At 73.4% G+C, this 12835-nt stretch carries 8 protein-coding genes; 4 read left to right on the forward strand and 4 right to left on the reverse strand.

Annotated features, from left to right (window positions below):
- Positions 1–33 precede the first annotated feature (33 nt).
- The 4 genes from ACO229_RS26390 to ACO229_RS26405 all read left to right on the forward strand — a co-directional run bounded on the left by ACO229_RS26390 (position 34) and on the right by ACO229_RS26405 (position 4682).
- The gene (locus ACO229_RS26390; RefSeq protein WP_423463254.1) at positions 34–1491 is read left to right on the forward strand and encodes a hypothetical protein; all 1458 of its coding nucleotides are present in this window, start codon (positions 34–36) and stop codon (positions 1489–1491) included.
- Positions 1488–2516, forward strand: a complete 1029-nt coding sequence (locus ACO229_RS26395; protein WP_423463255.1) for a hypothetical protein — start codon at positions 1488–1490, stop codon at positions 2514–2516. Before ACO229_RS26390 ends, ACO229_RS26395 begins: the two co-directional genes overlap by 4 nt.
- A 95-nt stretch (positions 2517–2611) precedes the next feature.
- Positions 2612–3580 (forward strand): hypothetical protein, encoded by a 969-nt coding sequence (locus tag ACO229_RS26400; protein ID WP_423463256.1) that lies wholly within the window; start codon positions 2612–2614, stop codon positions 3578–3580.
- 139 nt (positions 3581–3719) lie between these two features.
- Positions 3720–4682: a tetratricopeptide repeat protein gene (locus ACO229_RS26405; protein ID WP_397415079.1), complete on the forward strand. Its 963-nt coding sequence runs from the start codon at positions 3720–3722 to the stop codon at positions 4680–4682.
- A gap of 61 nt (positions 4683–4743) precedes the next feature.
- Here the strand turns inward: ACO229_RS26405 and glgB are convergent, their stop codons facing one another.
- The 4 genes from glgB to ACO229_RS26425 all read right to left on the reverse strand — a co-directional run bounded on the left by glgB (position 4744) and on the right by ACO229_RS26425 (position 12804).
- Positions 4744–7062, reverse strand: coding sequence for a 1,4-alpha-glucan branching protein GlgB (glgB, locus tag ACO229_RS26410; protein ID WP_423463257.1), 2319 nt, complete (start codon positions 7060–7062; stop codon positions 4744–4746).
- 203 nt (positions 7063–7265) lie between these two features.
- The gene (locus tag ACO229_RS26415; RefSeq protein WP_423463258.1) at positions 7266–8750 is read right to left on the reverse strand and encodes a maltokinase N-terminal cap-like domain-containing protein; all 1485 of its coding nucleotides are present in this window, start codon (positions 8748–8750) and stop codon (positions 7266–7268) included.
- Positions 8747–10588 (reverse strand): maltose alpha-D-glucosyltransferase, encoded by a 1842-nt coding sequence (gene treS / locus ACO229_RS26420; RefSeq protein WP_423465352.1) that lies wholly within the window; start codon positions 10586–10588, stop codon positions 8747–8749. Before treS ends, ACO229_RS26415 begins: the two co-directional genes overlap by 4 nt.
- A gap of 110 nt (positions 10589–10698) precedes the next feature.
- Positions 10699–12804, reverse strand: coding sequence for a maltotransferase domain-containing protein (locus tag ACO229_RS26425; protein ID WP_423463259.1), 2106 nt, complete (start codon positions 12802–12804; stop codon positions 10699–10701).
- Positions 12805–12835: the final 31 nt, after the last annotated feature.

The following is a 12835-nucleotide window of genomic DNA, read 5'->3' on the forward strand; positions in this document are numbered from 1 at the left end:
GGGCACGCGCCCAAAATTCGAAGGGAATCGGTGGTGCAACGCTTTCTGGCGACTCTCCTGATCCTCGCCGGCCTCGGCGGGATCGGTTACGGGGTCGCGACGGCGACCGTCCTGCGCGAGTCCGACACCGTCGTCGCGACCGCGACCCCCAGCGGTGACGGAACCATGGTCGTGACGGAGCCCGGTGTGCTGGGGCTCGTCGACGACCAGGTGACCGTGCGGGCCACCGTGCCCGAAGGACAGAAGGTCACGCTCGCGCTCGGGTCCGACGTCGACGTGCTCGGCTGGGTCGGCACCGACCCCTACGACTCGGTGACCGGCCTGTCGTCCTGGGAGACGCTGAGCGTCGTCCCGGGCACCGGCCCCGCCACCGACGAGGCGGCGGACGGCGAGTCCGAGGCCCCGGCCGACGAGGAGCCGAGCACCGGCCCCGACCCCGCCGGGTCGGACATGTGGCTGTCCGAGGTGAGCGGCGAGACCACCGTCTCGATGCGCTGGACCGAGGAGCCGGGCCGCGTCGTGCTGCTGGCGGCCGGCGTCGGCAAGGACGCCGTGGCACCGACGCTCGAGCTGACCTGGCCGCGTCCGGTGACCACCCCGTACCTGTGGCCCGGCGTGCTCGGCGGTGGCTTCGCCCTGATCCTGGGCGTCTTCATGGCCATCGGCGCGCGCCGCGGCAAGGGTGGCAAGAGCAAGAGCAAGAAGGCGAGCAAGGGCCGGACGCCCTCGACGGTCCGTACCCGCACGCCCGACTCCGACCTGCCGCGCCGCGACGTCTTCGGCGTGGACGGCGAGCAGCCGGGCACGCACGGCGCCGAGCCGGGTGGATTCCCGCCCGCGCAGCCCGATCCCGCCGCCGGTGGCACCAGCGTCTTCCCGCCCGCCTCGGGAGAACCGGCGCAGGAGCACACGGCGACGTTCCCGCCCGCTGCCCCGGAGCCGGTCGGGAGCGGTGCGGCCGGGTTCTCGCCGGCGCGCCGGCTCCGGCCGGGGCGTGGCGCGCCGGAGCCCGCCGCACCGCAGCCCGAGCCCGAACCGGCCCCGGCCTGGGGTCCGCCCGCCCCGTTCGGCGGGGCCGGGGGAGCAGCGCCGATCACGCCGCCGCCCGCGCCGGAGCCGGCACCCGAGCCCGTCGCGGCGCCGGCCGCCTCGATCCGCGGCCTGCGGCGCAGCCGGCGGGCACAGCCGGGCAGCGCTCCCGCTGCGGCGCCGGTCCAGCCCGCGTCGCTCGGCGGCGTCGCCCCGGAGCAGGCCCCCGCGGCGCCCGAGGCGACCGAGCAGACGGCGTCGGGCCGGCCGATGACGCGGCGTGAGATGCGCATGCGGGAGCAGGCGCAGCGCCGGGCGGCGACGGGTGCGATGCCCGCCGTGCCCGCGGCCGCGCCGGAGCCCGAGCCCGAGCCCGAGGAACAGCAGACACCGAACAGCCGTGCTGCCGCATGGCGCCAGACCTGGGGAGTCACCGGGTCCGACGACGGAGGCAACCGATGAGCCGCACGACCAGCCGCACGCACAAGGTACGAACCCGATCCGCGGCCGTGGTCGCGACCCTCGCCGTCGCCGGCCTGCTCACCGGCTGCGCCGAGGAGCTGCCCACCCCGAAGCCGGAGGCGCCGGTCGCCGCGGCCGTCGTCACGCAGGCGCAGGAGCGCGAGATCCTGGACAAGGTGGCGGGTGTCGTCGAGAAGGTGACCAAGTCCAGCCAGGCCGAGGACCTCGCCGGCCGCCTGTCCGGTCCGGCGCTCGACATCCGCGAGACGCAGCTCAAGGTGGCCGCGGCCCGCAAGGACCAGGAACCGCTCACGGACCTGTCGATGCAGATGCAGCAGGTGATCCTGCCGTCCGACCAGGAGTGGCCGCGCAACAGCTTCGCCATCACGGTGCAGCCCAAGGACCTGACCACCCCCGTGCTCATGACCTTCGAGCAGGCGAGCGCCCGCGACCAGTACAAGCTGTGGGGCTGGGTCCGCCTGCTGCCGGGCGTCACCATGCCGCGTTTCGCGGAGGCGGACCTGGGCAGCGCCGCGGTCGCGGCGGACGACGAGAGCCTCAAGACGACGCCGACGGACGCGATCAAGCAGTACGCGTCGGTGCTCACCGTCGACAAGGACTCCAAGTACGCGGGCAACTTCGCGGACGACGACCTGCGCCAGTTCTTCCGGGACTACGGCAAGCTGCAGGTCGACGCGATCAACAAGGAGGAGTGCAAGGGCGCCTTCGAGGTCGCGTACGAGCCCACGAAGGACCCGGTCAAGTCCGTCCGCACGGCGGACGGCGGCGCGCTCGTCATGGCGGCGATGATCAGCAAGGAGACCATCACCGCGAAGGAGGAGGGCTGCGAGATCGGCCCGCCGACCAAGACCACCCAGGCCCTGTGGGGCGACGCCGACGTGACCAACGTCGTCGAGGTGAACTACCAGGACATGGTGGCGATGTACGTGCCGCCGAAGGGCTCGGACGACCAGATCAGCCTGGTCGGTTACGAGCACGTGCCGATGTCGGTCTCGAACGGCTGACCGTCTCGGCACCCGCCGCTAGGGTGGCCCCCGTGAATCCACGGAGGCCACCCTTGCTGCGTTCCGGAGCACGTTCGCGGGCAGTCATCGCCCTGATGGGGATCGGTACGACGGTGGCGTTGCTCGCCGGCTGCTCGGCCGAGCCGCCCGTCCCGGAACCCGAGGCGCCGGTGGTCGCGGCCGTGGTCAGCGAGCCGCAGGAACGCGAGATCCTCCAGAGCGTCGCGACCGTCCTGGAGGGCGCCGGGCAGGGTGGCGCCCCGCTGGGCTCGCGCCTGACCGGACCCGCGCTCACGATGCGCGAGGCCGAGCTGAAGGTCGCCGACGCGGCCGACGATCCCCGCGGCCTGACCGACCTGTCGATGCAGATGCAGCAGGTGATCCTGCCCTCGGACCAGGGGTGGCCCCGCAGCAGCTTCGCCGTCACGGAGCAGCCCGACGCCCGGACGACGCCCGTGCTCATGGCCTTCGAGCAGGCCGGCGCCCGCGACCAGTACAAGCTGTGGGCCTACGTCCAGCTGGCGTCCCTGGTGACCATGCCGCGGTTCGCCGAGCCAGGCTTCGGCAGCGCCACCGTCCCGGCGGACGACACGAGCCTCCTGGTGCCGCCCGGCGTCGTGGCAGGCCAGTACGCGTCCGTGCTGACGGTCGGGGACCGGTCGAAGCACGCGGGCACCTTCGCCGCGGACGACGCACTTCGGCAGCGGCTGCGCGAAGACGGCCGCGAGCAGGTCGCCCAGATCGAGGAGCAGGACGGCGAGGGCCGGTTCAGCACCGCGTTCGAGCCGGTCGAGGGCGCGGTCAAGGCGGTCCGGACCGTCGACGGCGGCGCCATGGTGCTGGCCGCGCTCCGGGGTCAGGAGACGCTCCGGGCCGAGGAAGGCTGGCAGCTCGCACCCGTCTCGTCGTCGGCCGCCGCGCTGTGGGGCGGCGGCGCCGGGAACGACGTCCTGAAGACCTCCTACCACTACACCGTGGCGTGGTACGTGCCGCCGGCCGGATCGGCCGCCACGGTGAGCCTGCTCGGCTTCCACCGCGTGCCCTACGCCGTCTCGGGAGGCTGACCTCCGGGCGTCGGCTGTGCCGGACCGCCCGGTCCCGGACAGCCCGCCCCGGGCTGCCGGCGCGCCGGGGTGACCGGCGAGTGATCGCCCAGAGCGGAGTCGGCGGGTGAGTCGCGCGCCGTTCATTAGGATTGCGCCCATGAGCAGTGCCACCCCTCAGCCCGGTCCCGCCCGGAGCGCGCAGCCCGAGTTCGCGGTGCGCGGCGCGGTCGACCTGTCCGCCCTCAACCGTCCCCAGGCGCCGCCGCCCGGCGAGCCCGGCGGTGCGCCCGAAGCCGGCGGCTTCGTCGTGGACGTGAGCGAGGCGAACTTCGAGCAGCTCGTCCGCGACTCGGCCACCTACCCGGTGGTGATCCTGCTGTGGATCCCGACGGACCAGGCGAACGCCGACCTCGGTGCGACGCTCGGCCGCCTCGCGCAGGAGTACGGCGGCCGGTTCCTGCTCGGCCGCGTCGACGCGCAGGCGTCCCCGCAGGTCGCCGCGGCGTTCCAGGTGCAGGGCGTGCCCACGGTCGTCGCGGTGCTGCAGGGGCAGCCCCTGCCGCTGTTCCAGGGCGCCGCCGACGAGCAGCAGATCCGCGGCGTGCTGGACCAGGTGCTGGCCGCCGCCGAGCAGAACGGCGTCACCGGCCGGGCGCCCGGTGCGGCGGCCGCGAACGGCGAGCCGGAGCCCGAGCCGGAGAAGCCGCTGCCGCCCCTGCACCAGGAGGCGTACGACGCCATCGAGCGTGACGACCTCGGTGCCGCGGCGGCCGCCTACGAGAAGGCGCTCCGGCAGGACCCGAAGGACACCGACGCGACCGCGGGCCTGGCGCAGGTGCACCTCATGCAGCGCACCCACGACGCCGACCTCGCAGCGGTCCGGAAGGCCGCGGCGGACGCCCCGGCCGACGTCGACGCGGCGCTCGCCGTCGCCGACATGGACATGCTGGGCGGCAAGGTCGACGACGCGTTCGCCCGCCTGCTGGACCTGCTCCCGGGCGCCGACGCCGATGGCAAGGAGAAGATCCGGGTCCGCCTGCTGGAGCTCTTCGAGGTGGCCGGCACCACGGACCCGCGCGTGAGCAAGGCCCGCAAGCGCCTGGCCATCAGCCTGTACTGACCACCGTTGAGTGCGGGATATTCGCCCTTCTGACCCACGCAGAAGGGCGAACATCCCGCACTCAACGTGGTTCCGGGGTCAGGATGAGGGCGCCCAGCGGGGGGACGCGGATCTCGGCCGACCAGCGTCGGCCGTGGTGCGGCACCCGCTCCGCCCGGACGCGGCCCATGTTGCCCACGCCCGAACCGCCGTAGACGGTCGCGTCGGTGTTGAGCACCTCGAGCCACACGTGGCCCTCGTCCGCGTCACCGACGACGTCGACCAGCGGCGTCGGCGACGGGCGGACCGACGTCTCGACCGGCTCGGCGGGCGGCAGGGTCTCGACGGCTCCTGGCCCGGGGCCGGCCGGGCGCGGCACGTCCGGCAGCGGCAGGCGGTATCCCTCGTGCGGGATGCCCGCGAAGTTCACGACCACCACCACCGGGTCGCCGGACCGGGACCGGCGCACGTAGGCGAGCACGTTGTGGTCGGCGTCGTCGGACTCCAGCCACTCGAAGCCTGCCGGGTCGAAGTCGAGCTCCCACAGCGCGGGTGTCGCACGGTAGAGCGCGTTCAGGTCCCGGACCACGTGCTGCACGCCCGCGTGCCCGGCGTCGCCGAGCAGGTCCCAGCGCAGGCCCTCGGACTCGGCCCACTCCGTGTCCTGCGCGAACTCGCACCCCATGAACAGGAGCTGCTTGCCGGGGTGCGTCCACTGGTAGGCAAGGAACGACCGCACGCCCGCGAGCTGCTGCCACCGGTCACCGGGCATCTTGCGCAGCAGCGACCCCTTGCCGTGCACCACCTCGTCGTGGCTGATCGGCAGCACGAACTGCTCCGTGTACGCGTACACGAGGGAGAAGGTGAGCTCCCCGTGGTGGTAGCGGCGGTTGTACGGGTCCTCGGCCAGGTAGCGGAGCGTGTCGTTCATCCACCCCATGTTCCACTTCAGGCCGAACCCCAGGCCGCCGCTGGAGGTCGGCCCGGTGACCTGCGGAAAGGCCGTGGACTCCTCGGCGATCATCATGACGCCGGGCGTGCGCCGGTACGCGGTCGCGTTCGCCTCCTGCAGGAACGCGATGGCCTCCAGGTTCTCCCGCCCGCCGTGCACGTTGGGCGTCCACTCGCCCTCCTTGCGGGAGTAGTCGAGGTAGAGCATGGAGGCGACGGCGTCCACGCGCAGCGCGTCGGCGTGGAACTCCTCGAACCAGTAGGTCGCGTTCGCCACCAGGAAGTTGCGCACCTCGCGGCGGCCGAAGTCGAAGATCAGCGTGCCCCAGTCCTGCTGCTCGCCGCGCCGCGGGTCGGGGTGCTCGTACAGGGGCCCGCCGTCGAACCGGGCCAGGGCGAACTCGTCACGCGGGAAGTGCGCGGGCACCCAGTCCAGGATGACGCCGATCCCCGCCTGGTGGAGCCGGTCGACGAGGTACCGGAAGTCGTCGGGCGAGCCGAACCGTGAGGTCGGCGCGTAGTAGCTGGTGACCTGGTAGCCCCACGAGCCGCCGTACGGGTGCTCCGCGACGGGCAGCAGCTCCACGTGCGTGAAGCCCTGCTCCGTGACGTAGGCCGCGAGCTGCTCCGCCAGCTCCCGGTAGCCGAGGCCGGGACGCCAGGAACCCAGGTGCACCTCGTACACGCTCAGCGGCGCGGAGTGGGGGTCCGTGGCGGCCCGGGCGGCGAGCCACGCGTCGTCGTGCCACTCGTGCGTCGAGGACGTGACCACGCTCGCGGTGGCGGGCGGGTGCTCCGTCGCCTTGGCCAGCGGGTCCGCCTTCGCGCGCCAGACGCCGTCGGCCCCCAGGATCTCGAACTTGTACCGCAGGCCGGGGCCGACGTCCGGGACGAACAGCTCCCAGACGCCCGTGGAACCCAGCGACCGCATGGGATGCGTGCCGCCCCAGCCGTTGTGGTCGCCCACGAGCCGCACGCCGCGCGCGTTCGGTGCCCAGACGGCGAACGCGACGCCCGCGATGTCGCCGTCCGCGCTCGGGTAGCGGTGCAGGTTGGCGCCGAGCACCTGCCAGAGCTGCTCGTGCCGGCCCTCGCCGATCAGGTGCAGATCGACCTCGCCCAGCGTGGGCAGGAACCGGTAGGGATCGTCGGACACCCACGTGTCCGTGCCCGAGCGGGTGCGGATGCGGTAGTCGGGGGCGTGCCGGGACCCGTCCGGCTCCTCGGCGGCCGGGACGACGGCGGCCCAGACCCCCGCGCCCTGGTGGGTCGCGGACACCTCGCCGTCCGGTGTGGTCACCACGACCTCGTCCGCGAGCGGGCGCAGCGCGCGCACGACGGCCCACGGGCCGTCGAGCAGGTGCGGGCCGAGCACGGTGTGCGGGTCGTGGTGGGTCCCGGACGCGATGGCGGTCAGGAACTCGAGGTCGACGTCGGGCAGGTCAGCCATGGGTTCACCTTTCCATGCCAGGTGCCCGGCGTGCGACACGTCACAGGTTCACGAGACGCACGGCCCGAGCGGGCGGTTGACTTCGGTCCCTTGCACAGTGGCTGGTTCGACTTCGGTCGGTTGCGCTGAGATCGGTCATTTGATTGACCGATCTCAGCGCAACCGACCGAAGTCAGGTGTCTGCGCGGCGCAACCGACCGAAGTCAACGGTCCTGTAGGACGCGTTCCACTGCCGCCAGCGGGATGTGTATCCACGCGGGCCGGTGCCGGTACTCGTAGACCACCTCGTACAGGGCCTTGTCCACGATCAGGGCGCGCAGCAGCAGCTCGGCGGTGGCGACGTCGAGCTCGCTGCCCGACGTCGCGGCACCGGGCACCGGGCGGACCGTGCCCTCGTGCGCCTCGCCGCTGGCCTGCCGGTACCCCTCGAGGAAGCCGATCTGGGCGTGGGACACCCACTGCGGGTCGGTGGCCCGGCCGACGGCGCCCGCGTAGTCGAGGGAGCGCAGCATCCCCGCGACGTCGCGCAGGGGCAGGTCGGGTGCGGTGCGCTCGGCCACGGGGCGCTGCGGCTCGCCCTCGAAGTCGAGCACCTTCCAGCCGTCGGGCGAGTACAGGGCCTGGCCGAGGTGCAGGTCGCCGTGGATGGACTGGAGCCGCACGATGCTCCCGGCGCGCTCGCCGACGGCGGCCAGGCGGGCGCTCACGGCGTCGTACAGGGCGGTGACGCCCGCGCGCTGCGGGGCCAGGTCCGGCACGTCCGCGAACGCCTCGGCGGCCCGGCGGCGCAGCACGCCCATGAAGCCCGCCGGTTCGAGCGCCGGCCCCGGGCCGAGCGCCTCGCGCAGCGTCGTGTGCAGGTGTGCGACGACCGCGCCGAGCTCGGCCGCACGCTCCCCGAAGTCCTCGTCGCGTGCCGCGTACGCGCAGGCCAGCTCGAACCCGTCGGTCGCGTCGTGGACGAGCTCGGACAGCACGGCGAGGTGGGCGAGCGGCGCAGGGGCCGGGTCGCCGGCGGCCGTGCCGGTGCCGCCCTGGCCGGCGGGTACCGGCAGCGGCACCGCCCCGAGGAACCGGGGCACGCCGTCCCAGCCGGCCCGCGTCAGGGCCTCGGGGATCACGACGTCGGGGTGCGGGCCGAGCGCGACCGTCCGCAGGATCTTGAGCATGCCGCCCCGGCCCGTCGCGTGCGGCAGGGCCGGCAGCACGACCGACGTGTTCGACTGCTCCCCGGAGATGCGCCGCGCCCCGCGCAGCTCCGCGCAGTCCTCCGGCTCGCACGCGGCGGGCAGCGCGGCGGTGAAGTAGGCGTGCCAGGCCGCGGGGTGCACGCCGCCGTCGTGCACGGTGGCCGTGCCCGACGCCGTGGTCACGGTGCCGATCAGCCCGGCCGCCTCGGTGTCGGCGGTGTCGGCCTCGGGCTCCGCCGTCGGGGTCAGCACGAGCGGGACCTGGACGACGAGCGACTCTTCACCGGTCGCGAGCCCGGGCCCGGCCAGCCGCAGCAGCGCGACCACGACGTCGGCCACCCCCGCGAAGGTGACGGTGAGCCACGGCTCGTGCACCACGCCCTCGGCGGGCACGGGGTACCACCGCTGCCGGGGCAGCCACGTGTCGAGCAGCCGCAGCACCTCCGGGGCGAGGTGCGCGGCTCCGGGGGAGACGTGGACGGGGCGCGCCGGGCTCACACCTCTCGCGCCTGCCCGCCGGTGCCCGCCCGGCCTGCCGGGGCCGGCTGATCCGCAGGGGTCGCCTGTTCCGCGGGCGCCGCCTGTTCCGCGGGCGCCGCCTGTGCCGGTGTCGGCGGGGCCAGCACGAGCCAGTAGAAGTCGCGGGCGCCCCACGTCATCGTCAGCACGCCGTCGTCACCCACGCACGGGAACCCGGCCCCGCCGAACACGTCGGTGAGCGTCCAGCCCGCGTACCCGGGGAGCTTGATGGTGGAGGAGCGGGCGGTGGCCGACAGGTTCGCGGCGATCAGCAGGGTCTCCTCCGCCGAGGACCGGGTGAACGCGATGACCGACTCGTCGTTGCAGTCCAGCGCCGTGAAGTCGCCCGTGCCGAACGTGGGGTGCAGCCGGCGGAAGGCCAGCATGTTGTGCATCCAGTGCAGCAGCGACGTGGGCTGCGCGAGCTGGGCCTCGACGTTGGTGTGCTGGTAGTGGTGCACCAGCGACTGGATCAGCGGCAGGTACAGCTTGCCCGGGTCGGCGGTGGAGAAGCCGGCGTTGCGGTCCGGCGTCCACTGCATCGGGGTGCGCACGGCGTCGCGGTCGGGCAGCCAGATGTTGTCGCCCATGCCGATCTCGTCGCCGTAGTACAGGCACGGCGTGCCCGGCAGCGACAGCAGGAGGGCGTTGGCCAGCTCGATCTCCTTGCGGGAGTTGTCGAGCAGCGGCGCGAGCCGCCGCCGGATGCCCACGTTGGCGCGCATCCGGGGGTCGGGGGCGTACCAGCCGTACATGCTGGCGCGTTCCTCCGTCGACACCATCTCCAGCGTGAGCTCGTCGTGGTTGCGCAGGAACGTGCTCCACTGCGCGTGCGGCGGGATGGCCGGGGTGTCCGCGAGGATCTCCAGGAGCTGGCGGGCCCGCTGGTCGCGGATCGCGTAGAAGATGCGCGGCATCACCGGGAAGTGGAAGCACATGTGGCACTCGGGATCGTCCTCCGTGCCGAAGTACTCCACCACGTCCGCGGGCCACTGGTTGGCCTCGGCCAGGAGGATCCGGCCCGGGAACTCCGTGTCGACCATGCGCCGGACCCGGCGCAGGAACCGGTGGGTCTCGGGCAGGTTCTCGCTGTTGGTGCCCTCCTCCTCGAACAGGTACGGCACGGCGTCGAGCCGGAAGCCGTCCACGCCGAGCTGCAGCCAGAACCGCGCGACGTCGAGCATCGCCTCGCCCACGCGCGGGTTCTCGAAGTTGAGGTCGGGCTGGTGGTTGAAGAACCGGTGCCAGAAGTACTGCCGGCGCACCGGGTCGAACGTCCAGTTCGACGTCTCGGTGTCGACGAAGATGATGCGCGCGTCCTCGTACCGCGTCGGGTCGTCGCTCCACACGTAGAAGTCGCCGTACGGGCCCTCGGGGTCGGCCCGCGAGGCCTGGAACCACGGGTGGGCGTCGCTGGTGTGGTTCATGACCAGGTCGATCACCACGCGGATGCCGCGCTCGTGCGCCGCGGCGACCAGGTCGCTGAAGTCCGAGATCGTGCCGTACTGCGGTGCGACGGCGGTGAAGTCGGCGACGTCGTACCCGCCGTCGCGCAGCGGGGACGGGAAGAACGGGGGCAGCCAGAGGCAGTCGACGCCCAGCCACTCCAGGTAGTCCAGGCGCTCGACCAGGCCCCGCAGGTCGCCCGTGCCGTTGTCCCCGGAGTCGGAGAACGAGCGGATCATGACCTCGTAGAAGACGGCCTTCTTGTACCACTCGGGATCGTCGACGAGGCCCTTGCGGCGCGCGTCGAGCCGCGGCTGCCGGCGTGGCGGCAGCGCCTGGACGGGCACCGGGACGGACGGCGGGTTGGGCATGCTGGGCCGCTCGGGCTGCGGCCGGGCAGCAGGCTGCTCGGCCGGCAGCGCGGCCTGCTCACCGGAGTGCTCCGGCGGCCCGACGGCGGGGCCTCCCGGCCCGAACGTCGTCATGCCGGCCCCACCTGGAGGACGTGGGCCACCCGGACCTGCGGGTCGAGCCGGACCCAGGGATGGGCGCCCCAGCCGTAGGTCTCGCCCGAGAGCAGGTCGTGGGCCACGAAGAACGGGGCGTTGTCATCGCCCTCGGGTGCACTGAGGCCGAGGGCGGAGAGGTCCAGATGCACTACTGACTCCTGTGCGTTCCGGGGGTCCAGGTTCAGCACGACCACGATCACGTCGTCGTGTCGCGGGGCACGTCGACCGTTGCCCCCGGTACCCATGGTGCGGCCCGGGGGCGTCGCTGTCGCGCCCGACGCGTGATCGGCCGAGATCCGGCGCGAGTACGCGACCACCTGCCCGTTCGTGGTGGGGTGGACGGTCAGGTTGCGCAGCTGCCGCAGCGCGGGGTGCGCGCGGCGGATGGCGTTCAGCTCGCCGAGCAGCAGGGCGATCCCGTACTCGTCGGCGCGGGCCCAGTCGCGGGGGCGGTACTCGTACTTCTCGTTGTCGATCTGCTCCTCGACGCCGGGGCGGGGGGTGCTCTCCACGAGCTCGTAGCCCGAGTAGATGCCCCAGGTCGGCGAGCCGGTCGCGGCCAGGACGGCCCGCGCGGCGAACGCCGCCACCCCGCCGTGGGTCAGGTAGGGCGGCAGGATGTCGTGCGTGGTGGGCCAGAAGGAGGGGCGCAGCACCGAGCCGGCCGGACCGCTCACCTCGGCCAGGTACTCCTCCACCTCTTCCTTCGTGTTGCGCCAGGTGAAGTACGTGTACGACTGGTGGAACCCGATCCGGGCCAGCGTCAGCATCATCGCCGGCTTGGTGAACGCCTCCGAGAGGAAGATGACCTCGGGGTTGGTCGCGTGCACCTGCGCCAGCAGCCACTCCCAGAAGTCCAGCGGCTTGGTGTGCGGGTTGTCGACGCGGAACAGCGTGACCCCCCGGTCGATCCACGTGCGGATCACGTCCAGCACCGCCTGGTACAGGCCCTCGGGGTCCGTGTCGAAGCTGAGCGGGTAGATGTCCTGGTACTTCTTGGGCGGGTTCTCCGCGTACGCGATCGACCCGTCGGCCCGCACCACGAACCACTCCGGGTGCTCGGTCACCCACGGGTGGTCGGGGGAGCACTGCAGCGCGATGTCGAGCGCCACCTCCAGGCCCTCCGCCCGGGCGGCGGCGACGAACGCCCGGAAGTCGTCCTCGGTGCCCAGGTCGGGGTGGATGGCGTCGTGCCCGCCGTCCGCCGAGCCGATCGCGTACGGGCTGCCCGGGTCGCCCGGCTGCGCCTCCAGCGTGTTGTTGCGGCCCTTGCGGAACGTGGTGCCGATGGGGGAGACGGGCGTCAGGTACACGACGTCGAAGCCCATCGCCGCGATACCCGGCAGCCGCTCGGCCGCCGTCGCGAACGTGCCCGACACCCACGTGCCGTCCTTCTTCTGGTACGCCCCCTCGGATCGCGGGAACATCTCGTACCAGGAGCCCGCGAGCGCGAGCTGCCGCGACACCCGCAGCGGGTACGCGTCGGACGCCGAGACCAGCTCACGCAGGGGCGCGCGCCGCAGCGCGGCGGTCACCTCGGGCGCGGTGGCGGCGGCGAACCGGGCCTCGGCCGGCCGCGTGGCGTCGGACAGCGCACGGCGGGCCGCGGCGAGCGCCCGGGCGTCGCGGGTCGTGCGGCCGGGGCCGACCAGCGGGTCCTTCGGGACGTCCCGGCAGATGCGCTCGAACAGGCGCACCCCCTCGGCCAGCATCAGGTCCACGTCGATGCCCGCGCCGATCTTGATCCCGGCGTCGTGCACCCACGTGGCGTACGGGTCCGACCAAGCCTCGACGCGGAAGGTCCAGTCACCCTCGGCGTCGGGCTGCACCTCCCCGCGGAACCGGTCGAGCCCGGGCGCGACGTCGACCATCGGCGCCCACGAGTGGTCCGACCCGTCGGGGGCGACGAGCACGGCGGTGGCGGCCACGGCGTCGTGCCCCTCGCGGAAGACCGTGGCCTCGACCGGGACCACCTCGCCGACCACCGCCTTCGCAGGCCAGCGGCCCGCCTCGACGACAGGGGCGACCTCGAGGACGGGGATGCGGCCGATCCGGCCGGGACGCGTGTGCGGGCTCACCGGACCACGCTATCGACCGGTCCGGGTGACT

This window comes from Promicromonospora sp. MS192 (assembly GCF_049532985.1).
Lineage (GTDB): Bacteria > Actinomycetota > Actinomycetes > Actinomycetales > Cellulomonadaceae > Promicromonospora.